Annotated in this window: 20 protein-coding genes; 12 read left to right on the plus strand and 8 right to left on the minus strand. The window is 42.7% G+C overall.

Annotation, left to right across the window (positions count from 1 at the left end; genetic code table 11):
- The first annotated feature begins 64 nt into the window (after window positions 1-64).
- Both ftsZ and lpxC read left to right on the plus strand, forming a co-directional pair.
- Window positions 65-1,228 (plus strand): cell division protein FtsZ, encoded by a 1,164-nt coding sequence (gene ftsZ, locus BM135_RS09700; protein ID WP_092519547.1) that lies wholly within the window; start codon window positions 65-67, stop codon window positions 1,226-1,228.
- A gap of 99 nt (window positions 1,229-1,327) precedes the next feature.
- Complete coding sequence (gene lpxC, locus BM135_RS09705; RefSeq protein WP_092519548.1) at window positions 1,328-2,245, plus strand: UDP-3-O-acyl-N-acetylglucosamine deacetylase; 918 nt, start codon at window positions 1,328-1,330, stop codon at window positions 2,243-2,245.
- 130 nt (window positions 2,246-2,375) lie between these two features.
- On the opposite strand, the gene BM135_RS09710 is transcribed toward lpxC, so the two are convergent.
- Complete coding sequence (locus BM135_RS09710; protein ID WP_092519549.1) at window positions 2,376-2,912, minus strand: DUF721 domain-containing protein; 537 nt, start codon at window positions 2,910-2,912, stop codon at window positions 2,376-2,378.
- A 38-nt stretch (window positions 2,913-2,950) separates the two neighbouring features.
- Between BM135_RS09710 and secM the strand changes: the two genes are divergently transcribed.
- Window positions 2,951-3,505: a secA translation cis-regulator SecM gene (gene secM / locus BM135_RS09715; protein WP_092519550.1), complete on the plus strand. Its 555-nt coding sequence runs from the start codon at window positions 2,951-2,953 to the stop codon at window positions 3,503-3,505.
- A gap of 94 nt (window positions 3,506-3,599) precedes the next feature.
- On the plus strand, window positions 3,600-6,308 hold the full coding sequence (gene secA / locus BM135_RS09720; RefSeq protein WP_092519551.1) for a preprotein translocase subunit SecA: 2,709 nt from the start codon (window positions 3,600-3,602) through the stop codon (window positions 6,306-6,308).
- A 155-nt stretch (window positions 6,309-6,463) separates the two neighbouring features.
- On the opposite strand, the gene BM135_RS09725 is transcribed toward secA, so the two are convergent.
- Window positions 6,464-8,065 carry an ATP-binding cassette domain-containing protein gene (locus tag BM135_RS09725; protein ID WP_092519552.1) on the minus strand — a complete coding sequence of 534 codons (1,602 nt, stop codon included), beginning with the start codon at window positions 8,063-8,065 and terminating at the stop codon, window positions 6,464-6,466.
- A gap of 240 nt (window positions 8,066-8,305) precedes the next feature.
- On the opposite strand from BM135_RS09725, the gene mutT reads away from it, so the two are divergent.
- Window positions 8,306-8,710 carry an 8-oxo-dGTP diphosphatase MutT gene (gene mutT / locus BM135_RS09730; protein ID WP_092519553.1) on the plus strand — a complete coding sequence of 135 codons (405 nt, stop codon included), beginning with the start codon at window positions 8,306-8,308 and terminating at the stop codon, window positions 8,708-8,710.
- 162 nt (window positions 8,711-8,872) lie between these two features.
- Here mutT and yacG read toward each other — a convergent pair whose 3' ends face one another.
- From yacG to ppdD, 6 genes are all read right to left on the minus strand, one after another.
- On the minus strand, window positions 8,873-9,076 hold the full coding sequence (yacG, locus tag BM135_RS09735) for a DNA gyrase inhibitor YacG (RefSeq protein ID WP_092519554.1): 204 nt from the start codon (window positions 9,074-9,076) through the stop codon (window positions 8,873-8,875).
- Window positions 9,077-9,243: 167 nt separating this feature from the next.
- Entirely contained in the window at window positions 9,244-10,002 is a 759-nt protein-coding gene (gene zapD / locus BM135_RS09740; RefSeq protein WP_092519555.1) for a cell division protein ZapD, read from the minus strand.
- Window positions 9,995-10,618 carry a dephospho-CoA kinase gene (gene coaE / locus BM135_RS09745; RefSeq protein ID WP_092519556.1) on the minus strand — a complete coding sequence of 208 codons (624 nt, stop codon included), beginning with the start codon at window positions 10,616-10,618 and terminating at the stop codon, window positions 9,995-9,997. The genes zapD and coaE overlap by 8 nt, the downstream gene beginning before the upstream one ends.
- Window positions 10,619-10,767: 149 nt before the next feature.
- Window positions 10,768-11,967, minus strand: coding sequence for a protein transport protein HofC (gene hofC, locus BM135_RS09750; protein ID WP_092519557.1), 1,200 nt, complete (start codon window positions 11,965-11,967; stop codon window positions 10,768-10,770).
- A complete protein-coding gene (gene gspE / locus BM135_RS09755) occupies window positions 11,964-13,451 on the minus strand; it encodes a type II secretion system protein GspE (protein ID WP_092519558.1) in 1,488 nt (495 codons plus the stop codon). The genes hofC and gspE overlap by 4 nt, the downstream gene beginning before the upstream one ends.
- 164 nt (window positions 13,452-13,615) lie before the next feature.
- On the minus strand, window positions 13,616-14,179 hold the full coding sequence (gene ppdD, locus BM135_RS09760; RefSeq protein ID WP_281244127.1) for a prepilin peptidase-dependent pilin: 564 nt from the start codon (window positions 14,177-14,179) through the stop codon (window positions 13,616-13,618).
- Window positions 14,180-14,301: 122 nt separating this feature from the next.
- Between ppdD and BM135_RS09765 the strand changes: the two genes are divergently transcribed.
- The 7 genes from BM135_RS09765 (at window position 14,302) to BM135_RS09795 (ending at window position 23,465) form a co-directional block, all read left to right on the plus strand.
- Window positions 14,302-14,673 carry a peptidoglycan recognition protein family protein gene (locus BM135_RS09765; protein ID WP_092519559.1) on the plus strand — a complete coding sequence of 124 codons (372 nt, stop codon included), beginning with the start codon at window positions 14,302-14,304 and terminating at the stop codon, window positions 14,671-14,673.
- 5 nt (window positions 14,674-14,678) lie between these two features.
- Window positions 14,679-15,533 (plus strand): beta-lactamase regulator AmpE, encoded by an 855-nt coding sequence (gene ampE / locus BM135_RS09770; RefSeq protein WP_092519560.1) that lies wholly within the window; start codon window positions 14,679-14,681, stop codon window positions 15,531-15,533.
- 559 nt (window positions 15,534-16,092) lie between these two features.
- The gene (gene pdhR, locus BM135_RS09775) at window positions 16,093-16,857 is read left to right on the plus strand and encodes a pyruvate dehydrogenase complex transcriptional repressor PdhR (RefSeq protein WP_092519561.1); all 765 of its coding nucleotides are present in this window, start codon (window positions 16,093-16,095) and stop codon (window positions 16,855-16,857) included.
- A gap of 243 nt (window positions 16,858-17,100) precedes the next feature.
- A complete protein-coding gene (aceE, locus tag BM135_RS09780) occupies window positions 17,101-19,764 on the plus strand; it encodes a pyruvate dehydrogenase (acetyl-transferring), homodimeric type (RefSeq protein WP_092519562.1) in 2,664 nt (887 codons plus the stop codon).
- Window positions 19,765-19,777: 13 nt separating this feature from the next.
- Window positions 19,778-21,340 carry a pyruvate dehydrogenase complex dihydrolipoyllysine-residue acetyltransferase gene (gene aceF / locus BM135_RS09785; RefSeq protein WP_092519563.1) on the plus strand — a complete coding sequence of 521 codons (1,563 nt, stop codon included), beginning with the start codon at window positions 19,778-19,780 and terminating at the stop codon, window positions 21,338-21,340.
- A 256-nt stretch (window positions 21,341-21,596) separates the two neighbouring features.
- Window positions 21,597-23,024 carry a dihydrolipoyl dehydrogenase gene (lpdA, locus tag BM135_RS09790; RefSeq protein WP_092519564.1) on the plus strand — a complete coding sequence of 476 codons (1,428 nt, stop codon included), beginning with the start codon at window positions 21,597-21,599 and terminating at the stop codon, window positions 23,022-23,024.
- Window positions 23,025-23,237: 213 nt separating this feature from the next.
- Window positions 23,238-23,465: a hypothetical protein gene (locus BM135_RS09795; RefSeq protein ID WP_092519565.1), complete on the plus strand. Its 228-nt coding sequence runs from the start codon at window positions 23,238-23,240 to the stop codon at window positions 23,463-23,465.
- Window positions 23,466-23,507 lie beyond the last annotated feature (42 nt).

Here is a 23,507-nt window from a genome sequence, read left to right on the forward strand (position 1 = left end):
TTTTATACAGAGGCAACGACAATGTCGCGGGCCTCGATATAAAGGCACAAAACGGAGAGAAATTATGTTTGAACCACTGGAATTAACCAATGACGCGGTGATTAAAGTCATCGGCGTCGGCGGCGGCGGCGGTAATGCTGTGGAGCACATGGTGCGTGAGCGCATTGAAGGCGTAGACTTCTTTGCGGTTAACACAGATGCTCAGGCGTTGCGTAAGACGGCGGTTGGTCAGACTATCCAGATTGGCAACGGTATTACGAAAGGATTAGGTGCTGGTGCAAACCCTGAGGTTGGTCGTACTGCTGCGGAAGAAGACCGTGAATCACTGCGTACCGCACTGGAAGGTGCAGACATGGTATTTATTGCCGCTGGTATGGGTGGTGGCACGGGAACAGGGGCAGCACCTGTTGTAGCTGAAATTGCTAAAGAACTTGGCATTTTGACCGTTGCAGTCGTCACTAAGCCATTTAATTTCGAAGGCAAAAAACGCATGGCCTTCGCGGAACAAGGGATCACTGAACTGTCCAAGCATGTGGATTCATTGATCACTATTCCGAATGACAAGTTATTGAAAGTTCTGGGACGAGGCATTTCCCTGCTGGATGCATTCGGTGCAGCCAATGATGTCCTGAAAGGAGCAGTTCAGGGTATTGCAGAGCTGATTACTCGCCCAGGCCTGATGAACGTTGACTTCGCTGACGTTCGTACTGTGATGTCAGAAATGGGTTACGCCATGATGGGCTCAGGTATCGCGCAGGGCGAAGATCGTGCGGAAGAAGCAGCAGAAATGGCTATCTCCAGTCCATTACTGGAAGATATTGATCTTTCTGGTGCACGCGGCGTTCTGGTTAACATTACAGCGGGCTTTGACCTGCGTTTGGATGAATTTGAAACGGTTGGTAACACAATCCGTGCATTTGCTTCTGATAATGCAACTGTGGTTATCGGCACGTCACTGGATCCAGACATGAATGATGAGCTGCGTGTTACTGTTGTGGCAACAGGTATTGGAATGGACAAACGTCCAGAAATCACTCTGGTGACCAATAACAAGGCTCCTCAGGCCAATACGATGGAGCATCGTTACCAGCAGATGTCTGGTGGAATCTCTTCATTATCTGATGAGAATAAAACAGCGGCAAAAGTTGTAAATGACCAAAATGCACATACGAGCAAAGAGCCTGATTATCTGGACATTCCTGCATTTTTGCGTAAGCAGGCTGATTAATCGCTAAGAAATTGGTTTCTCCGCTTTTTGTGCTAAACTATCCTGCCAGTCATGCGTTATAATGATTGGTGGGATAAGTAACATTGCGAGATATAAACGATGATCAAACAAAGGACATTAAAACGTATTGTTCAAGCGACCGGCGTCGGTTTGCACACCGGAAAGAAAGTCACGCTGATAATGCGTCCAGCACCGGCTAATACCGGGGTCATCTATCGTCGTACTGACTTGAATCCTCCGGTTGATTTTCCGGCAGATGCCAAATCTGTGCGTGATACTATGCTCTGCACTTGTCTGGTGAATGAACATAATGTACGTATTTCAACAGTTGAGCATTTGAATGCAGCGCTGGCCGGTTTAGGAATCGACAATATTGTTATTGAAGTCGATGCCCCTGAGGTCCCGATTATGGATGGTAGCGCCAGCCCGTTTGTTTTCCTGTTATTGGATGCGGGCATTGAAGAGCTGAACGTAGCGAAGAAATTCGTGCGGATGAAAGAAAACGTTCGTGTAGAAGACGGTGATAAATGGGCTGAATTGGCACCATATCATGGCTTTAGTCTGGATTTCACCATCGATTTTAATCATCCAGCGATTGATGCCAGTTCACAGCGTTATAGTCTGGATTTCTCTGCGGATTCATTTGTTCGCCAGATTAGTCGGGCGCGTACTTTTGGATTTATGCGCGATATTGAGTACTTGCAGTCTCAAGGGTTATGTCTTGGCGGTAGCTTTGATTGTGCAATTGTGGTTGATGACTACCACGTACTCAATGAAGATGGCTTGCGTTTTGATGATGAATTCGTCCGCCATAAGATGTTGGACGCCATCGGTGATATGTTCATGTGTGGCTATAATATCATTGGTGCCTTTACAGCATTCAAATCAGGCCATGCACTGAATAACAAATTGCTACAAGCTGTTTTAGCGCAGGAAAGTGCTTGGGAATTTGTCACATTTGAAGATGAAGCTGAAATGCCATTGGCTTTCCGCGCTCCATCATTAGTGTTGGCATAACAGGTGCTGGCATAATGGCTAACGCGTGTATTGATAGCATGTATTTTGATAAAGCGTGTTGAGCGCATTCTTATGATGCACCCGCGGGGTGTATTGTCTGTTACCTTTCGCTGATGTTCTGTATTCAGCGCTAGCGCTTCTTTCTGGCTGTACTGGTACCCTCTCCGGCCAGCGCAGCCAACCGTTCCAATTTCCTTTTCAATTTTTCAGGACTGTTTTCAGCCAACATCATTAATGTTTTTGCACTTTCATGGGTTAATTGGCGCTTTGGTAATTCCTGATTATCATTACTGAATGCTTTTGTTGACGATTTTGAAAATCCTTGTTCATTATTATCAGACTTAACCATTAATGATGGATTAATCCTGATGTCGATTGAGGATAAAGATGGTAGAATTTCGCTTCTCAATGTAGACAGCAAGCAGGGAATTTCATAACGAAGCCGGGTCATCCAACTGGCATTTCCCGCTTCCAGTACCAGAATTTGTTTGCGATAATTGGCGACCCTGCACCACGGGTGCAGTTGTGCAGGAAGCAAACTGAGAACTGTACGGTTGAGTTTCAATAATGCGATGGCATGTTGTTGAATAACTTGAAGTGGGCTTTTTCCGACAGTTGCCGCATCTTCAAACAGCGTATCCAGTGATTGTGGGCGGCTATCTCGCATAATAGAAGCAGTTCCAGTATTTATTAAATGAAGGGTTAATGAGTATTTTAAATCTTTGGCGACAATTTGGTAGGCGTTATTTTTGGTCTCACCTTTTACTGGGCATGGTTGCTACAGGAATTGGTGTCCCTATTGTTTTTGCTGGAGTGGCAGAAAGCCTAACTCATACAAATACTTCTTCTACCCAAGGAAGCCGTAATCAAGCACTCTCCTCTTTTGAACACTTATTTAAATTACACTTGCTTCAATTAAAAAGTGTCCAGCGTCAACCTTTTAATTATTTAAATTATTGGCAGCAACATGCCGTTCGTAATGTGATCCGTCAACTTTCTTTTGCTTTTTCTGTTACAGAGCGAGTCAGATGCGAAGTAGCAAAAGAAAGTACTCGGGTTTCTTCTCCATCCATGCAACAAATTATGCTGGATACATTGCATTCCATGCTGACACAAGCACCAACGCCATTTGAAGGAGTTATCTCAGATGTTGCGATGGTGAATTTTGTTCTTCCTGATACCCATACTCCAGCACTTTGGGTAGCAAAAGTTCAGGGAATTAGGGCAGGACCAACACCCAATCATCTATTTTTGCTTTAATGCGGCTGTTTTATTTCATCCTAATTTTAATAAAACAGTTTTTAATAAATAATTGATTAGCTATAACAATAGCCCTATCTGAGATGTACTAATTATGCTGAGTAAATTACTGACAAAAATTTTTGGTAGTCGTAATGACCGTACCTTGCGCCGTTTGCACAAAGTAGTTGATGTCATCAACCATATGGAATCGGATTTTGAAAAACTTTCTGATGAAGAACTTAAAGCGAAAACCAGTCAGTTCCGTGCTCGCTTAAAAGAAGGTGAGCCTCTGGAAAAAATCATGCCAGAAGCCTTTGCTACTGTGCGTGAAGCCAGTAAGCGTGTGTTTGGCATGCGTCACTTTGATGTGCAGCTACTGGGTGGGATGGTATTGAATGAGCGTTGCATAGCGGAGATGCGCACTGGTGAAGGTAAGACGCTGACAGCAACATTACCTGCTTATCTTAACGCCTTAAGTGGTAAAGGTGTTCACGTTGTTACCGTGAACGATTACTTGGCACAACGTGATGCTGAAAATAACCGTCCATTGTTTGAGTTTCTTGGCCTGAGTGTTGGCATTAACTTACCGGGTATGCCAGCAGCGGCAAAACGTGAAGCCTATGCCGCGGATATCACTTACGGTACCAACAATGAGTTTGGTTTCGACTATCTGCGTGACAATATGGCATTTAGTCCAGAAGAGCGTGTTCAACGCAAATTGCACTATGCACTGGTGGATGAGGTGGACTCCATTCTGATCGATGAAGCCCGTACCCCATTGATTATTTCAGGGCCTGCGGAAGACAGTTCTGAGCTTTATATCAAAGTGGACAAACTGATCCCAAAACTGATTCGTCAGGAAAAAGAGGATTCAGATACATTCCAGGGAGAAGGCCATTTCTCTATTGATGAAAAAACACGCCAAGTCAACCTGACAGAACGTGGCTTGGTGTTGATTGAAGAGTTATTGGTAGATGCTAAATTGATGGATGAAGGCGAATCCTTGTATTCACCGACCAATATCATGCTGATGCACCATGTGACAGCCGCTTTGCGCGCTCATGCCCTGTTTACCCGTGATGTTGATTATATCGTTAAAGACGGTGAGGTTATCATCGTTGATGAACATACAGGGCGTACCATGCAAGGACGTCGTTGGTCTGATGGCTTGCACCAGGCTGTGGAAGCTAAAGAAAGTGTCGAAATTCAGAATGAAAACCAGACTCTGGCTTCAATCACATTCCAGAACTATTTCCGTATATACGAAAAACTGGCTGGGATGACAGGAACAGCCGATACGGAAGCCTTTGAATTCAGTTCCATTTATAAACTGGATACCATTGTTGTTCCAACCAATCGCCCGATGATCCGTAAGGATTTGTCAGATCTGGTCTACATGACAGAAGCAGAAAAAATTGATGCAATCATTGAAGATATCAACGATCGGACAAACAGTGGTCAGCCTGTTTTGGTGGGAACCATTTCGATTGAAAAATCGGAACTCATTTCTAAGGCATTAACTGAAGCTGGCATTGCACATAACGTATTGAACGCAAAATTCCACGCAATGGAAGCTGACATTGTTGCACAAGCTGGTCAGGCTAGTACGGTAACTATTGCAACCAACATGGCAGGACGTGGTACTGATATCGTGTTAGGAGGAAGTTGGCAGGCGGAAATTGCTAAATTAGAAGATCCAACCGAAGCACAAATCGAGAAAATTAAGGCAGAATGGCAAGAGCACCATGATGCAGTATTGGCAGCGGGTGGATTACATATTATCGGTACAGAGCGTCATGAATCACGCCGTATTGATAACCAGTTACGTGGTCGTGCAGGGCGTCAGGGTGATGCGGGTTCTTCGCGCTTCTATCTCTCAATGGAAGACTCCTTGATGCGTATTTTTGCTTCTGATCGTGTGACGGGCATGATGCGTAAACTTGGCATGCAGCTGGGTGAAGCGATTGAACACCCATGGGTGACTAAAGCTATTGCTAATGCTCAGCGTAAAGTTGAGAGCCGTAACTTTGATATCCGTAAACAATTGCTGGAATATGATGATGTCGCGAATGATCAGCGCCGTGCAATTTATGCTCAGCGTAACGATTTGCTTGATGTGAGCGATGTCAGCGAAACCATCACCAGCATCCGTGAAGATGTCTTCAAAATAATAATTGATGCTTACATTCCACCGCAATCACTGGAAGAAATGTGGGATGTTGACGGTTTGCAGGAACGTTTAGTCAATGATTTCGATTTGGATCTGCCGATTAAAGAGTGGTTGGACAAAGAGCCTGAATTGCACGAAGAAACGTTGCGTGAACGGATTCTTGAGAAAGCGATCGAAGTTTATAAGCAGAAAGAAGAAATCGTCAGTACAGAAATGATGCGTAACTTTGAAAAAGGCATCATGTTGCAAACTTTGGATACATTATGGAAAGAGCATTTGGCTGCGATGGATTATCTGCGTCAGGGAATTCACTTGCGCGGTTATGCACAGAAAGATCCAAAACAGGAATACAAACGGGAATCCTTCTCTATGTTTTCCAACATGCTGGAATCACTGAAATATGAAGTGATCAGTACCTTGAGCAAAGTCCAAGTTAGAATGCCAGAAGAAGTTGAAGCGCTTGAACAGCAGCGTCGTGAAGAAGCTGAGCGTTTGGCAAGACAACAACATTTGAGCCATGAAGTTGAGCAAGGTGCGTTGATGTCAGAAGCTGAGGCTCAAATGGCAACGGGAGAGCGCAAAGTCGGACGTAATGATCCTTGCCCATGTGGTTCTGGCAAAAAGTTTAAGCATTGCCACGGTAGTTTATAAGTAAAGTTAATCGTGCTAATGGAATTGGCTAATTTAGTTGCCGTTAGCACGATTTGATTTAACAAAAACCCTTAGCTCTTAATTCTGCAAGAACACTCTTCAATGAAACTTGCTTAAGGAATAGATCTGAGGTTTTTGTCATATAAAGGCTTAGATTATGGCAATTCTCTGCTATTCAATACTAATTCCTGCATATTGCCTACATTTTTGATAAATTGATCGTCGTGGGAAATTAACACCATAGCACCCGTATAATCATGGAGTGCTTTTTGAAGCAGTTCACATGACTCAATATCCAGATGATTGTCTGGTTCATCCAATAACAGTAGGGCAGGCGCATATGGCCCACAAAACAGGCAAGCCAAGGCGACCTTCAGTTGTTCTCCTCCACTCAGATAGCCGATAGGCTTTAAGGCTTCATCGCCTCGAATACGCAACTGTGCCAATCGAGTACGATAACGATCTTCAGTCCAGCCTGGTGATTGCAATTGAAAGTTATGCAGTGCAGATTGGTTTTTATCAAGGAAAGCAAAATGTTGATCCATCAGGCGATGTGAAGGTGTTATATGGCAAGTACCTTGCTTGGGCGTGAAATAACCCGTCATTACTTTTAGTAAGGTGGATTTTCCACTGCCATTTTTACCGATGATAGCGAGACGATCACTATTATTGAGAGTCAAGCTGATTGGGGAATCTGAACCAAAAGGTAAGATGACATCTTGTAAGTGAAGTAGGGGAGCAGTAGCCGTTTGTGGGGTTGCAACTAAAATTGATAATGGATCGATAATTTCCAGTTTCTCTCTGGCATCTGTAGCGAGTGATGAACTCCTTTGAATTCGTTCTCTGTGTTGTATTGCTTGCCGTGACAGCGTGGCTTCTGAGCGTCCAAGTTGACGATCAAGGAGGATTTTGGCTTGATTGGTATTTTCTCGTTTTTGCTTACCTTGACTTTGCCTTTTACTGGTTTTTTCACGGTCTTTTTGCTTATCAAGCAAAACTTGTTTCAGATTTTTTTGAGTCTGATCCACTTCGCGTTGAATACCGAGCCTTAATTGTTCCTTACTTTCCAGCCAAGTTTCCCATCCATCAATACTACGAGATAATCCCAATCCACCAATTTCATAAATAATCGATACATATTGTAAAAGTTGGGTATCATGGGTTACCAGCAAAATACCACCGCTGAAAGTACTCAGCCATCGAGCCAGCCAAAGGCGACCTTGCCGATCAAGGTGGTTACTTGGCTCATCCAGAATCATAAAACCAGCACCTTGCCGTTTTAGTGTTAATAGCCTGATTCGTGTTTGCTCACCACCACTGAGGGAATCAAAAGGCTGATTTAATATGTTTGGATTGAGTTCACCTTCCGCAAGCAGAGATTCAGCCTGAAATTGCCAATCCCAGTTACCTTCCATAACATCAAAATCTGTTTCGTCACCGCTCCCTGCCAGAACACGTTCATTGGCCTCCATGATTCTGGTCATCCCCAACATATCCGCAGCGCTACCGGCAAAATATGTTAAATCTTGTGATAAATAACCCACATCACAAAAATGCTTTACACTGCCTTCTGTGGGGAGAACCTGTTGTGCCAATATTGATGCCAGCCAAGATTTACCAATACCATTGCGTCCAACTAACGCATGTTGTTCTGCATTCAAAAACATATCAATACCAGAAAACAGGGGCGTTGCTTCACCAGAAAATTGATAGGCAATTTGCCTTGCTTCGATCAATGATTGAACATCATTTTGCATAAATCGTGTTTCCTTAATCTTTAAAATAGTTGTTTCAATCTATTTATAGGTTAATTTCTTACACTGTTTGCAGCCTGTTTTTACATGATATGTTTTTAATATAGAGGGGTAATTGGTAATAAAAAGCGGTAAAAACGATTACACTTTGAATGAAATACAAGTTTGCGATTTAAACTAACTTAAATATAGTCTGCAAGAGATAGTCACATAGGTTTAATAATAAACAGCAAGAAAATGATTATGGAAAAAAAATATCTGCATATTGCAGCAGGCATCATTAAAAATAGCAATGATGAAATTTTTATCACTCAGCGTAGTGCTGATTCGCATATGGGTGGCTTTTGGGAGTTCCCTGGAGGAAAACTTGAGCAGGGAGAAACATCTGAACAAGCATTGATTAGAGAATTAAAGGAAGAAGTTGGGATCACGGTAACTCACTGTGAATCAATCGATACCATCACATATGATTTTCCTGACAGAAGTATTACCCTTGACTTTTTTTTGGTTGATGAATGGAAAGATGAGCCATTTGGTAAAGAAGGGCAACCTTCCCGTTGGGTTTTACAATCAGAATTGATTGCTGATGAATTTCCTCCAGCCAATCGCAGCATTGTGAGTTTTCTAACCAAAAACAGCTCTCATTAAAGAGTTTTTAATAAATCAGGACATTTTAAGATAGCTATTTTGAGAACATGCTTATTTGAGTGCTTCTTGGCATTTGTTGATTTTCAATTAACTCGTTAAATAGACAGCGGCGCTGAATAAAATAGGCGCCGCTATGACATACGTTATGTGATATTCATGATGTTACTTGTACTGCTCAGGCTCTTCGCTCCAGTTATCATTTTCTGAACTGTCGTTTTGACTTGGTATCCTTTTGTCCTCGCTGGCCCATTCACCCAAATCGATTAATTGGCAACGTTTACTGCAAAATGGGCGATAAGGGCTAATTTCTCCCCATATTACTGTGTCGCCACACGTTGGACATTCGACAGTTAATATTTCAGACATATTACTTTCTCCTGCTTAATTTGAAGGCCATCCCCTCCATTTTTCACGCCGCGCTTTGTTGGCTGAGCTCACTGAACCAGTGACGTATTCAAATACAGAATTCGCCATACTGTTAAGGGTTCATTCCCTTACTGGCATGCTGCAATTTGAAATTTATTGGACACATGTTAGCAGCAGGCCAATTCAAATGACAAATGAGTAGGTATAACACCATGCTCATTATCCATGGGTAAGAAACGGATAGCGAAGCGCGTCTTGTAGCCGGAGACTTGTGGGTAAACCAATGAATTTGGCATAACATCCAATTTTAATCTCAGCAAATCGGCTTCATCTGCGTTCCCTTGATAAAACCCATTATGGCTGGCTTTAGGAGTGAAAATGGCAGAGTGGCGTATAAGACCCAGAATGCTTTCCAAGGCTTGTTGTAATGGCCGAAGGCTATCTAGCCAGATTTTTACGGATTCATCTCTGACAGATTGTGGTAAATGCAGCCATAGATGCAATGTTGGCAAGTCGAAGCTACAACACCCTCCGGGGATATTGAGCCGTTGACGTACCATGCTGATAATACGATCTTCTTTAATATGTTGGCTAAGCCGAGGAGCTTGGTTTAAGGCAATACTGCGTTCTTTAAGTTGCTCTGACAAACTATGGATCATAGCTGTGTCGGCATTCGGAGCTCCGAGCCATTGTTTTAATTTTGCTTGCTGGCGATCTAGCTCTTTCAATAGTTCAGAACGGACTTCACCGCGTTCTAGAATCTCAATTAATTCGGCAATTGTACGGAAAAACGAGAGGCTACTCGCTTGAGAATCCAGATGACGTTGTTTTTCCAACTGTTGCAGTGAAGACTCAATCCTCAACCATGAACGCATTTTTTCATTGAGTGGATGTTCAAAAATAATAGTAGAGGTTGCGTCACTCATTATGGTTTTCCTGTCTGACTGATTCTGCGTGTTTTAAATACTGTTGATGTAATTCGACCACACGAGAGGTAATATCCTGTTCGCTGTTGTGGTTAACAATGACATCATCTGCCTTTTCCAGTCTGCCCTGACGGCTGGCTTGTGCAGCCAGAATATTTTCTACTTGCTCACGGCTCACTCTATCACGAGCCATGGTTCGGTTAATTTGTATTTCAGCTGGGATATCAACAACTAAAATACGATCTGCCAAATGCATTAAATTATTTTCAATTAGCAGAGGAACTACCCAAATGGCATAGGGAGTCGTTACTTGGTTTAATTGCCGCTGTGTTTCTACTTGGATTAGTGGATGCAAAAGTGCATTTAGCCACTTTTTCTCTTCCGGGGCAGCAAAAATTTTTTGGCGCAGCATTGCGCGGTTAAGGCTGCCATCGGGCAATAATATGTCAGCCCCAAAATGCTCTGTGATTACTTGTAATGCGGTAGTGCAAGGAGCGACCACTTCTCTGGCGATAATATCTGCATCAATAATCGGGACACCAAGGGATGAAAACACATTAGAGATAGTCGTTTTACCGCTACCAATTCCACCTGTAAGCGCAACAATATAAGTCATTCTATCCCTTTAAATATATCTGATAGCATAATTAAATTGTAACTCAAGGGGAGTTGATGAGCCATCAACAAACACATACAATTCCTGATATTGCGGCCTTGAGAAAAGGTAACGAAATATGTAAGTATATTATTACGTTAATTATGTTGTTACGTTAATATTGTACCTAATTGAAAAATAGGTAAATACATAGCCAGCAATAATAAACCGACGATCAATGCCATTATCAGCATCAATAAAGGCTCCAATAATTGAACCAAACTATCAGCAAGATTGATTGATTTTTCTTGATACCATTCTGCAAGATTGAATAAAAATAATTCTAACTCTCCTGATTCTTCACCTATTGTGACAAATTGTTGACATAGAGAAGGGAAATGTGGCGTTTGTTTTAATGCATCACTCATTGGAATACCTTGTTGAATTTGCCTGTACAGGCTTTTTACTCCGGCGATAAAAATAGGGTGTTGGGTTGCACTTAGCGCACATTCAAGCCCTGTCATTAGTGTCAATCCGGCTTTTTGTGTCATGAACAGGATATGAAATATTTGATTAGTCTGTTGGTAAATGGTGAGCTGCCTAAAAATAGGGAGCCTCATAAAAAACATCTTTTCTTTTGCTTTAAAAATTGGAAAGCGATGTCGTAACCATAGGTAACCAATTAACAATGTAAATATTATTATCATTAACAATACACCATGATGGATCAATAAATCAGAGCCTGATAGAACCCATTGTGTTAACAAAGGTAAACTGGCGTTTAACGAAGAATAAACCTGCCGAAATTCTGGTAGAACAAAAATCAACATTAGAGTAATAACTAAAAAGCTTACAAAAGCGACAATTAAGGGATAGTGATAAGCTTTTTGAACTTTCTTCTTCAACTTATTCTGCTGCTCCAACCGATTAATGATTAATTGGCAGCAGTTTTCAAGCTGACCAGTTTGCTCTCCTACTGCTATCATTTGACAGAATAGGGGGGGAAATAGTTTCGGATAATGCTTAAGTGTTGTTGAGAATGATTCCCCTTGACGAATTTTCTGAATCATATCTGTTAGTACACATCGCCAGAGAGCATGTTTACACTCTTGCAATAGGATGGTCAACCCCCTGAGAAGAGGAATACCTGATGTCAGTAATGTGCTTAACTGATGAATAAAGTGCAGACGATATGCAATTTCCTTTTCGCTGTAATAAATAATTTTTTTGCATTTAATGGCATAGGGTTGAAGATCGAGACGGCTGAGATATTGGAATATACTCTTTTTGCTGCGACCAATGCTCTCCCCTTTTATAGCATTTCCTTTCTTATTAATGGCTTGCCATTGATAAATATATTCTATTTTCATACTGTTTCATGGCCTGTAATCTGATAAATCTCTTCAAGGGTGGTTATTCCTTTTTCCACCAATGCAAGCCCTGCTAAAAAAAGAGTTGAATCTTGCTGTGAGGCAAGTAAATGTGAGAAATTGGCGTTGGAACGCTCTGACAAGGCTTGCTGGAGTTCGGGCTTTATTTCGAGAAATTCATAGATAGCAGTTCTGCCATAATAACCAGAAAAGCAGTGATCACAACCAACTGCGTTCCATTTTTTAGTAGTAAAATTAGGTAGCGCTGTGGGAATGCTGTCTTGTTGTCGGCAATGGGGACAGAGTTTACGAACCAATCGCTGTGCAATAATCAATTTCACACATGAAGCTGTGGTATAGCCAGAAATTCCCAGATTTTGCAGGCGAGATAACGTATCAATAGTTGAATTGGTATGCAGTGTTGATAAAACCAAGTGACCAGTTTGCGCTGCTTTAATTGATATTTCGGCAGTTTCATTGTCACGGATCTCGCCAACCATAATGATATCGGGATCTTGCCGTAGTAACGCCCTGAGGACTTTGGCGAAATCGAGACCTATCTTGTTATTAACAGGCGTTTGATTAATGCCATTTAAAGGGATTTCAACAGGATCCTCGACACTACAGATATTCTTTTTAGCCTGATTTAAATATTGCAGGCAGCTGTACAGTGTGACGGTTTTTCCGCTGCCAGTTGGGCCTGTTACTAAAATCATTCCTTGTGGCAAATGAAGCTTCTGTTTTAAAAGTTGGAATTGTGATTCAGGCAGGCCCAATTGTTCCAACGATAATTGGTGTATGGTGTTTAAAATACGCAGGACGATTTTTTCTCCATGCAGAGTAGGTAGTGTTGATATACGTATCGCATAACTGTTTTTGTTGTCACTCCAATCAAATTGCCCATCTTGCGGCTGACGTTTTTCAGCGATGTTGAGCTTTGCCATGATCTTTAAGCGGGCAGGAATACCTGTATTCATTTGAGGAGGTGGTGTTTGCATGGTATGCAATGCACCATCAACTCTAATACGTATTTGATAGCCACGCTGAGAAGGTTCAAAATGAATATCTGAAGCTCTTTTTTGTATTGAAGTTAATATTGTCTGATTAATTAGTTGAATAACAGGTGTATCTATTTCTTCATCATGGAGATCGGTTGCTTTTATTGCATCATGATGACGCGTATAGCTGTTATCAAGACGATCTATACGGTACGGTTCCTCTTCATTATTTTCTGAACAGTAATTTTCTACAGATATTAATGAGCTTTCTTGTGTCAGCATGGATTCTATTTTTGCTTGAGGCCAAATATCTATATTAACGATTAAACCTGAAATAAATCTCAGTGCAGCTATGAAATCCTCATTAGGTGATTGACTACAGGCGATTGTGATCGTATGGGAATCTTTTTTTATAATAATCGCATGATGTCGTTGACACAGTTCCTTTATTTCTTTTTCCATTAAAAGATACTCCTTACTTATCATTATCTCTATTCCTTTAATATTGCGTTGATTTGATTATTTTCTTTTTTGAAAGATAATACATTTTCTCTTTCTAATTGTTTTTTGATACTTTTCTAGCTGCATTTTTTGATTGATTTTCTTCTTTTATCTTGTATTTAAAGTCTGTCAGGAATGAAGGGAGATGTTTAAAATTTTAAGGTTTCCTGACATTTTAGTTTTAACGATTCATCTTTAGATTCACAAATCGTTTCCCACTGAGTAAGGCCACTCTTAGTATCTCGAATAGGTTTTAAAGTGGCATGAAGTCCACTAAGATTTTGTTGGCCCAATATGCTTATTTCCCCCTCTTTTATTGAGAGAGTGCTGATATAACGGCTATTGTGGCCTGATGGAATGGAAGGATGACCAGAGTGGCAATCTTTGTAATTCTCAGATTCAAAACGACAAAGTTCTACACCGGATTTATAGGGTACAATAGCTTGTAGCATATCGGTTAACGCTGCTTTTTGGATATATCCCTGATAACTGGGAATCGCAATTGCGCCAAGAATAGACACAATAGCCATAACAACCATCACTTCAATTAATGTAAATCCTTGTTGTTTCATTTTTCTTCCTTTGTGCATATTTGGGCCGCTTGTCATGTTCAATAGCAGATAGATGTCGGTGCCAATAAGCATGAAGAAAAAGAAGAAAAATAAAATATCGTTAGTAAAATTTATGAAGTTGGCTCGGAAAAATAATTTCATATTACATTTTTCCGCAAAAATTTTTCGAGTCTGCTCGTAAATAAAAAAACGCCAGGATTATTAGCGGATAGAAGGTGCTAACATGCTCACCTATTACACTTTAAACGGCAGGAAGTAAAAGAATGAAACTGTATGAAGGGTGGATTGATGGAGTGCGAAAGGTTATTTCACCACATTGTGATTTGCGCCCAGAGGGAGAGACACCATCATTACTGATCATTCATAACATCAGTTTACCTCCCGGCAAGTTTGGAGGTTCCTATATTGATCAATTATTTATGGGAACACTGAACCCGAAAGACGATCTTTTTTTTGGTGAGATCAATCACTTGCGTGTTTCTGCTCATTGCTTAATCCGGCGTGATGGAGAAATTGTGCAATATCCTGATATTCATGACAAAATTACAGGACACAGCGATATTGCTCCGGGTAGGAAAACCGATCCCGGGCCTTATTTTTATTGGGAACACTATCGTCAATTATTGAAGGAGTGAGTTAAATGACTCTCTTTATTCTATTGTTAATACTGGCATGGGAACGTGTTTTTAAGATGGGAGATCGTTGGCAGCTGGAAAGTTATTTAGCTCCATTTTTTGCCAGGCTAAGATCACATTCACTGTGGAGTAGTTTGGGGATGACCTTTCTGGTTGCCCTATTAACTTGGATGTTTATTGCTATTTCCAGCTCTGTGGCTTTTGGTATTCCTGCGATTGTATTGGGTATCATAATCAGTCTGCTATGTATTGGTGCAGGTGGGTTACGTCATGACTACCGTGGCTATCTTCAGGCTGTGCGCCAAGATGATCCTGAGCAACAGAATAAATATCTTGCTCGCTTGACGATGATTCAGGGAGCATTGCCTGATACCACAAAAGAAGAACGGTTGCGTGAGATACAGAATTCATTGATTTGGATAAATTTCCGTTATTATCTCGCTCCTATTTTTTGGTTGGCTGTATTGGGTAAATTTGGGCCTGCCATTTTGATGGGATATGGTTGCCTCAGAGCTTACCAAAGCTGGTTGGCACAACATGTAACGACAGTACAGAGAGCACAATCGGGAGTTGATGGCATATTGCATTGGTTGGATTGGCTCCCTACACGTTTGGCTGGTGTTGCCTATGCTTTGCTGGGACATGGAGAGAAAGCTTTACCAGCCTGGATTGCGTCACTTACTGATTTTCGGTCATCGCAATACAAAGTGATCAGTCAATTGGCGCAATTTGCATTAAGTAAAGAGCCTCACCTTAATCCTGTAGAAACGCCTGTTGCTGCTGTAACGTTGGCAAAAAAGGCGACTTTTACTATTGTGATTATTGTTGCATTGTTAACGATCTACGGAGCACTGGTTTAACAATAGAAGAGGAGGGGGACTGGTGTTAGCAATCACCTGTCTCCTACCTTTTAAATTAGGGATGCGTTGCCTTATCATCATGATCTACCGGATTATAGGCCAATTTGACGAAAGATACCTGCCATAACGACAAGGATGAGGTTGGATGATTTATAGACTTCATTCGGGAAGTTTTGCTTGCTTTTTTTAATTTAAATTCTATTTAATTGATTGTTTATTCATATTTCTGGGGTATTGCGATAAATTTTGCCTATTTATGCATTTCATAAATGTTAAGTTCAATCAATTTTTCCCTTCTTAAAATCCCTTTTAGTTATAATTTTCTAATAAAATTTAAAATAATTTGTTAAAATTTGCAGCTTTTTATGATTTAGCTCAAGGTCTTTATAGACAGCTAGTGAATACTTTGTTACTTTAAGACCCTGTATTCTAAATTGGTATTACCAATTTACTTTGCCCCGTTAGCTAGGGTTTAGTTACTAATGTTTAGTCACTAAGGCTTAGTTGAGTTGGGCATAGCCCGAAGCAACATTTACTTATTGAATGGCTTACAGCAGATATGGCCTATAGCAAAATTCGCCAACCAAAGTTATCGGATGTGATTGAGCAGCGTCTTGAACAGCTGATTCTCGAAGGCTCGCTACGTCCGGGAGAAAAGCTGCTACCTGAACGTGAGCTGGCAAAGCAGTTTGAAGTATCACGTCCTTCATTGCGTGAAGCCATTCAAAAACTGGAAGCCAAAGGCTTTCTTTTCCGTCGTCAAGGGGGAGGAACTTTCGTGCAGAACAATCTGTGGCAAAGTTTCAGCGACCCGCTTGCCCAACTTATTGCAGAGAATCAAGAATCCCAGTTCGATCTCCTTGAAGCACGCCATGCTTTAGAGGGAATTGCTGCTTATTATGCAGCCCTGAGGGGAACTGATGAGGATTTCAAACGCATTGAGCAAAGTCATCTTGCTATTCAAGAAGCACAACAAAGTGGCGATGTGAATGCGGAATCTGATGCTGTCCTGCAATATCAGCTTGTTGTCACGGAAGCTGCCCATAATGTGGTATTGCTACATTTGTTGCGCTGTATGATCCCTATGTTAGAACAAAATATCAGGCGCAATTTTGAAGTCATCTATACCCGTAAAGAAATGTTGGCAGCTGTTAGTGACCATAGAGCTGAGATTTTTCGCTCTATTATGGCGAGGGAACCGGAAAAAGCCCGAGAGGCTTCCCATCGCCATTTGGCCTTTATTGAAGAAGTTTTATTGGATCTGACTCGTGAATATACTCGTCGTGAGCGTTCATTGAGGCGGCTCCAGCAACATCAGGAATAAGAGCCTGTCCTTTGGGGCGCGTTATAGACAAATCAAATTCCCAAATGGGGTGGGTTCTAAACTTGGCTGTACAGATCCTGACTGCTGCGTTTGTACAGTTCCTCAACTCTTTATCCAAGAGTTTTAGCGGCAACATATAGCAGGGCCTATCTTCCGGTCATAACAGGCAGTTTAGTCAAAGGGTATGACCAGAAGATAGGCTCCAACAATCATTAGAAATAGATAACAGATAAGGAATACACCATGTCAGATATTTTGAAAAATGACGTGGATCCGATCGAAACTCGCGATTGGTTACAGGCGATCGAATCGGTCATCCGTGAAGAAGGTGTTGAGCGTGCTCAGTTCCTGATTGATCAGGTTTTGAGTGAAGCTCGTAAAGGTGGCGTTAACGTTGCTGCAGGTATTGCAAGCCGTGATTACATCAACACTATTCCTGTTGAGGATGAGCCTGCTTACCCCGGCAACCTGAATTTGGAGCGCCGTATCCGCTCTGCTATTCGCTGGAATGCAGTGATGACCGTTCTGCGTGCATCCAAAAAAGATCTGGAACTGGGTGGTCATATGGCTTCATTCCAGTCTTCCGCTACTGTTTATGACGTTTGTTTTAACCACTTCTTCCGTGCTCGCAGCGAGAATGATGGCGGTGACTTGGTATACTTCCAGGGCCACATTTCTCCGGGCGTTTATGCACGTGCATTCCTTGAAGGTCGTCTGACTGAAGAACAGATGAATAATTTCCGTCAGGAAATCGGTGGTAACGGTTTGTCTTCTTACCCGCATCCAAAACTGATGCCTGATTTCTGGCAGTTCCCAACTGTTTCAATGGGACTGGGACCAATCTCCGCTATTTATCAGGCGAAGTTCCTAAAATATCTGGAAAATCGTGGTCTGAAAGATACCTCTAAACAAACTGTTTACGCTTTCTTGGGCGACGGTGAAATGGATGAACCAGAATCTAAAGGTGCGATCACTATCGCAACCCGTGAAAAACTGGATAACTTGGTATTCATCATAAACTGTAACTTGCAGCGTCTGGACGGCCCAGTAATCGGTAACGGCAAAATCGTTAACGAACTGGAAGGTATCTTCGACGGCGCTGGCTGGCAGGTACTGAAAGTCCTGTGGGGTGAGCGTTGGGATGAACTGTTGCGTAAAGACACCAGCGGTAAACTGGTTCATCTGATGAACGAAACGCTGGACGGTGACTATCAGACATTTAAGTCCAAAGATGGCGCTTATGTTCGTGAACACTTCTTCGGTCGTTACCCAGAAACTGCGGCATTGGTCAAAGACATGACTGATGACGAAATTTGGGCTCTGAACCGTGGTGGTCATGATCCGAAGAAAGTTTACGCTGCACTGAAAAAAGCGCAGGAAACTACGGGTAAACCAACTGTAATCTTGGCTCAGACCATCAAAGGTTACGGTATGGGTGATACCGCTGAAGGTAAAAACATTGCTCACCAGGTCAAGAAAATGAACATGGAAGGCGTTCGTCAATTCCGTGATCGTTTCAATGTACCTGTATCTGATGAGCAGATCGAAAGCCTGCCATACGTGACTTTCGATAAAGACTCTGAAGAATCCAAATACCTGCATGAGCGTCGTAATGCACTGGGTGGTTACCTGCCAAGCCGTCGCGTTAACTTCGACGACAAACTGGAAATCCCAGCTCTGGAAGACTTCAGTTCTCTGCTTGAAGAACAATCCAAAGAAATTTCTACTACTATCGCTTTTGTTCGTGCACTGAATATCATGCTGAAGAACAAGTCGATCAAAGATCGTCTGGTTCCAATCATTGCTGACGAAGCACGTACTTTCGGTATGGAAGGTCTGTTCCGTCAAATCGGTATCTACAGCCCGAATGGTCAGCAGTATACTCCGCAAGACCGTGAGCAGGTTGCATACTATAAAGAAGATTCTAAAGGCCAGATCCTGCAAGAAGGTATCAACGAACTGGGTGCTGCTTCATCTTGGCTGGCTGCTGCAACGTCTTACAGCACCAACAACCTGCCAATGATCCCATTCTACATCTACTACTCCATGTTCGGATTCCAACGTATTGGTGATCTGTGCTGGGCAGCAGGTGACCAGCAAGCTCGCGGCTTCCTAGTTGGTGGTACTTCTGGTCGTACAACTCTGAACGGTGAAGGCTTGCAGCACGAAGATGGCCACAGCCATATTCAGTCTCTGACTATTCCTAACTGTATCTCTTATGATCCAGCATTCGCTTATGAAGTTGCTGTTATCATGCATGATGGTTTGGAGCGTATGTATGGTGAGAAACAAGAAAACATCTACTATTACATCACCACACTGAACGAAAACTACCACATGCCAGCAATGCCTGAAGGTGCTGAAGAAGGCATCCGTAAAGGTATCTACAAGCTGGAAGCCTTGGAAGGAGAGAAAGGTAAAGTTCAGTTACTGGGTTCAGGCTCTATCCTGCGTCATGTTCGTGAAGCAGCGAAGATCTTGTCTGCTGAATACGGCATCGGTTCCGATGTATACAGCGTAACTTCCTTCACTGAACTTGCTCGTGATGGTCAGGATTGTGAACGTTGGAACATGCTGCATCCATTAGAAGAACCTCGTGTTCCTTATATTGCTCAGATCATGAGCGAAGCACCAGCGGTTGCTTCTACCGACTACATGAAACTGTTTGCAGAACAAGTACGTAACTTCATTCCTGCAAGCGATTATCGTGTACTGGGTACTGACGGTTTCGGTCGTTCTGACAGCCGTGAAAACCTGCGTCACCACTTTGAAGTTGATGCTTCTTATGTGGTTGTGGCGGCTCTGGGTGAATTGGCTAAACGTGGCGAAGTTGATGTAAAAGTCGTTGAAGAAGCTATTAAGAAATACAACATCAACCCAGAAAAAGCTAACCCACGTCTGGCATAAGAGGTAAAGATTAATGTCTATCGAAATTAACGTACCTGATATTGGTGCGGATGAAGTTGAAGTTACCGAGATTCTGGTGAAAGTAGGTGACACAGTTGAAGTAGAACAGTCACTGATCACTGTTGAAGGTGATAAAGCTTCTATGGAAGTCCCATCGCCACAGGCGGGTGTAGTTAAAGAAATCAAAGTTGCGGCTGGCGATAAAGTTGAAACTGGCAAACTGATCATGATTTTTGAATCCGCAAACGGCGCAGCAGAAGCTGCTCCTGTACAGCAAGCAGCGCCAGCGGCAGCACCAGCAGCGGTCGAAAGCAAAGAAGTGAATGTACCAGATATCGGTGGCGATGAAGTTGAAGTTACTGAAATCATGGTAAAAGTGGGGGATATCATCATTGAAGAGCAGTCACTGATCACTGTTGAGGGTGACAAGGCTTCTATGGAAGTTCCTGCACCATTCGCGGGTACTGTGAAAGAGATCAAAATTGCCGCTGGTGATAAAGTCAAAACCGACTCTTTGATCATGGTATTCGAAGTTGCGGGTGCAGCACCTGCGGCAGCAGCGGCTCCGGCTCCTGCGGCTGAACCTGCGAAGGCAGCAGCGGCTCCAGCAGCAAGCAAGCCAGCAGAAGGCAAAAGCGAATTTGCAGAAAATGACGCTTATGTTCATGCAACTCCAGTGATCCGTCGTCTGGCACGTGAATTTGGCGTAAATCTGGCTAAAGTTAAAGGTACTGGCCGTAAAGGCCGCATCCTGCGCGAAGACGTTCAGGCTTACGTGAAAGATGCCATCAAACGTGCAGAAGCAGCTCCTGCTGCTGCAGGTGGTGGTTTGCCTGGTATGTTGCCTTGGCCGAAAGTTGATTTCAGCAAGTTCGGTGAAATCGAAGAAGTTGAAATGAGCCGCATCCAGAAAATCTCCGGTGCTAACCTGAGCCGTAACTGGGTCATGATCCCTCACGTTAACCTGTTCGATGAAGCGGATATCACTGAAGTTGAAGAGTTCCGTAAACAGCAGAACAAAGAAGCTGAGAAGAAACAGCTGGGCGTGAAGATCACTCCGTTGGTATTCGTGATGAAAGCAGCAGCGAAAGCACTGGAAGCAATGCCTCGCTTTAACAGCTCCATTTCTGAAGATGGCCAGAAGCTTATCCTGAAAAAGTATGTCAACATCGGTATCGCGGTTGATACACCTAATGGTCTGGTTGTTCCTGTGTTCAAGGATGTCAACAAGAAAGGCATCATGGAACTGTCCAGAGAACTGGCTGAAGTTTCCAAGAAAGCTCGTGCTGGTAAATTGACTGCTTCCGACATGCAGGGCGGTTGCTTCACCATTTCCAGCCTGGGTGGTATCGGTACTACCGGTTTTGCACCAATTGTAAATGCGCCAGAAGTGGCAATCATGGGGCTGTCTCGTTCTTCCATGAAACCAGTCTGGAATGGCAAGGAATTCGTTCCGCGTCTGATTCTGCCTATGTCTCTGTCTTTCGATCACCGTGTGATCGATGGAGCAGATGGTGCACGCTTCATCACTTATATTAATCAATTGATGAGCGATATCCGCCGTTTGGTGATGTAATTCAAAGGCCGGTATGTTTACCGGCCTAATGATTACTATCGTGACAGATATTTTCTTCTTGTATCTGGCAGGTTGGGATTTCTGTCACGTTAACGCGCTTTTCAGGTTATTTACAATTCTGTAAACTGCTCGCGGTGTGTACGTCCCGGTGGAATATGGTTTTTTACCCAATGGATTTTGCGTTGCAGCTAGGCGGCAAGTGAAATACGAAGGGTATTTTCGTCTGACTCGCCGGACAAACAATTAAGAGGTCATGATGAGTACTGAAATTAAAGCCCAGGTAGTGGTGCTTGGAGCAGGCCCAGCAGGGTATTCTGCTGCTTTCCGTTGTGCAGACTTAGGTTTGGATACGGTTCTGGTTGAGCGTTACTCTACTTTAGGGGGTGTTTGCCTTAATGTTGGTTGTATCCCATCCAAGGCGCTGCTTCATGTTGCAAAAGTAATTGAAGAAGCAAAAGCACTGGCACAGCATGGTATCGTGTTTGGTGAGCCACAAACTGATATCGATAAGATCCGCCTGTGGAAAGAAAAAGTTATTTCCCAGCTGACAGGTGGTCTGGGCGGCATGGCTAAAGGCCGTAAAGTTAACGTTGTTAACGGTGTTGGTAAATTTACGGGTGCTAACACTCTGGTAGTTGAAGGCGAAAACGGCGCAACAACGATTAATTTTGATAATGCCATTATCGCAGCGGGTTCACGCCCAATTCAGCTGCCATTCATTCCACATGATGATCCTCGCGTATGGGATTCTACCGATGCACTGGAACTGAAAACTGTTCCGGGACGCCTGTTGGTAATGGGCGGTGGTATTATCGGTCTGGAAATGGGTACTGTTTATCACGCTCTGGGTTCTCAGATTGACGTGGTAGAAATGTTCGATCAGGTTATTCCTGCTGCGGACAAAGACATTGTTAAAGTGTTCACTAAGCGCGTCAGCAAGAAATTCAACCTGATGCTGGAAACTAAAGTGACTGCGGTAGAAGCTAAAGAAGATGGCATCTATGTAACAATGGAAGGCAAGAAAGCACCTGCTGAACCACAGCGCTATGACGCAGTTCTGGTTGCTATCGGTCGTGTACCAAACGGAAAACTGCTGGATGCAGGTAAAGCCGGTGTAGAAGTTGATGAGCGTGGCTTTATCCATGTGGATAAACAAATGCGTACTAACGTACCTCACATCTTTGCTATCGGTGACATCGTTGGTCAGCCAATGCTGGCACACAAAGGTGTCCACGAAGGTCACGTTGCTGCTGAAGTTATTTCTGGCAAGAAACATTACTTCGATCCAAAAGTTATCCCATCCATTGCTTACACTGAACCAGAAGTGGCATGGGTTGGTCTGACCGAGAAAGAAGCGAAAGAAAAAGGCATCAGCTACGAAACTGCAACTTTCCCGTGGGCAGCATCTGGTCGTGCAATTGCATCTGACTGTTCAGATGGTATGACCAAGCTGATTTTCGATAAAGAGTCTAACCGTATTATCGGTGGTGCTATTGTTGGTACTAACGGCGGTGAACTGCTAGGTGAAATCGGTCTGGCTATTGAAATGGGCTGTGACGCAGAAGATATCGCACTGACTATCCATGCTCACCCAACTCTGTACGAATCAATCGGTATGGCTGCGGAAATTTACGAAGGCAGCATTACTGATTTGCCAAACCCTAAGGCAAAGAAAAAGAAATAATGCGTTAGATTCTGCATTATTTTTGCAGTGATATTTTGTACTCAATGGGTTTCGAAAATAGATTTCAAGTTGCAGCCAGCAAGGCAGTAACTTGAAAGATGAATGAGATCAGCGGCTTCCATATTAGAGGCCGTTTTTATTTTAAACCTTGAACTACTATTCTGTGGAGGCAAAGCTGTCTGGTTAGTACTGATGGTGGGATGATTTCAAGGCATGTCCATTAAATTAGTGCGTAATACATTATCTTTGACGACTGAAACCTCTTCTCAAAGTTATGCCGTGAATAGTAAGTGTTTGCAAGTTATTGGAATTTATTTGGTAAAGCAGAGTCTTAAATTGAAAATATTTTCTAAATATGGAAAGCCAATTCAGAATAACATTAAAAATACTTGGATTCGCATGATAGGTGCAATTTCTGAAAAAGGTGGTCAGTTGCTATAGTAGGCATCTTTCTCGCCAAAGGAAAATGCGCTATGGCCTATA

This window comes from Xenorhabdus japonica (assembly GCF_900115195.1).
GTDB lineage: Bacteria > Pseudomonadota > Gammaproteobacteria > Enterobacterales > Enterobacteriaceae > Xenorhabdus > Xenorhabdus japonica.

Bases quoted from the DNA above. Each gene is read 5' to 3' on its own strand.
- ftsZ (WP_092519547.1), top strand. From the start codon at position 65: ATGTTTGAACCACTGGAATTAACCAATGACGCGGTGATTAAAGTCATC.
- lpxC (WP_092519548.1), top strand. From the start codon at position 1,328: ATGATCAAACAAAGGACATTAAAACGTATTGTTCAAGCGACCGGCGTC.
- BM135_RS09710 (WP_092519549.1), bottom strand. From the start codon at position 2,912: ATGCGAGATAGCCGCCCACAATCACTGGATACGCTGTTTGAAGATGCG.
- secM (WP_092519550.1), top strand. From the start codon at position 2,951: ATGAGTATTTTAAATCTTTGGCGACAATTTGGTAGGCGTTATTTTTGG.
- secA (WP_092519551.1), top strand. From the start codon at position 3,600: ATGCTGAGTAAATTACTGACAAAAATTTTTGGTAGTCGTAATGACCGT.
- BM135_RS09725 (WP_092519552.1), bottom strand. From the start codon at position 8,065: ATGCAAAATGATGTTCAATCATTGATCGAAGCAAGGCAAATTGCCTAT.
- mutT (WP_092519553.1), top strand. From the start codon at position 8,306: ATGGAAAAAAAATATCTGCATATTGCAGCAGGCATCATTAAAAATAGC.
- yacG (WP_092519554.1), bottom strand. From the start codon at position 9,076: ATGTCTGAAATATTAACTGTCGAATGTCCAACGTGTGGCGACACAGTA.
- zapD (WP_092519555.1), bottom strand. From the start codon at position 10,002: ATGAGTGACGCAACCTCTACTATTATTTTTGAACATCCACTCAATGAA.
- coaE (WP_092519556.1), bottom strand. From the start codon at position 10,618: ATGACTTATATTGTTGCGCTTACAGGTGGAATTGGTAGCGGTAAAACG.
- hofC (WP_092519557.1), bottom strand. From the start codon at position 11,967: ATGAAAATAGAATATATTTATCAATGGCAAGCCATTAATAAGAAAGGA.
- gspE (WP_092519558.1), bottom strand. From the start codon at position 13,451: ATGATAAGTAAGGAGTATCTTTTAATGGAAAAAGAAATAAAGGAACTG.
- ppdD (WP_281244127.1), bottom strand. From the start codon at position 14,179: ATGAAATTATTTTTCCGAGCCAACTTCATAAATTTTACTAACGATATT.
- BM135_RS09765 (WP_092519559.1), top strand. From the start codon at position 14,302: ATGAAACTGTATGAAGGGTGGATTGATGGAGTGCGAAAGGTTATTTCA.
- ampE (WP_092519560.1), top strand. From the start codon at position 14,679: ATGACTCTCTTTATTCTATTGTTAATACTGGCATGGGAACGTGTTTTT.
- pdhR (WP_092519561.1), top strand. From the start codon at position 16,093: ATGGCCTATAGCAAAATTCGCCAACCAAAGTTATCGGATGTGATTGAG.
- aceE (WP_092519562.1), top strand. From the start codon at position 17,101: ATGTCAGATATTTTGAAAAATGACGTGGATCCGATCGAAACTCGCGAT.
- aceF (WP_092519563.1), top strand. From the start codon at position 19,778: ATGTCTATCGAAATTAACGTACCTGATATTGGTGCGGATGAAGTTGAA.
- lpdA (WP_092519564.1), top strand. From the start codon at position 21,597: ATGAGTACTGAAATTAAAGCCCAGGTAGTGGTGCTTGGAGCAGGCCCA.
- BM135_RS09795 (WP_092519565.1), top strand. From the start codon at position 23,238: ATGTCCATTAAATTAGTGCGTAATACATTATCTTTGACGACTGAAACC.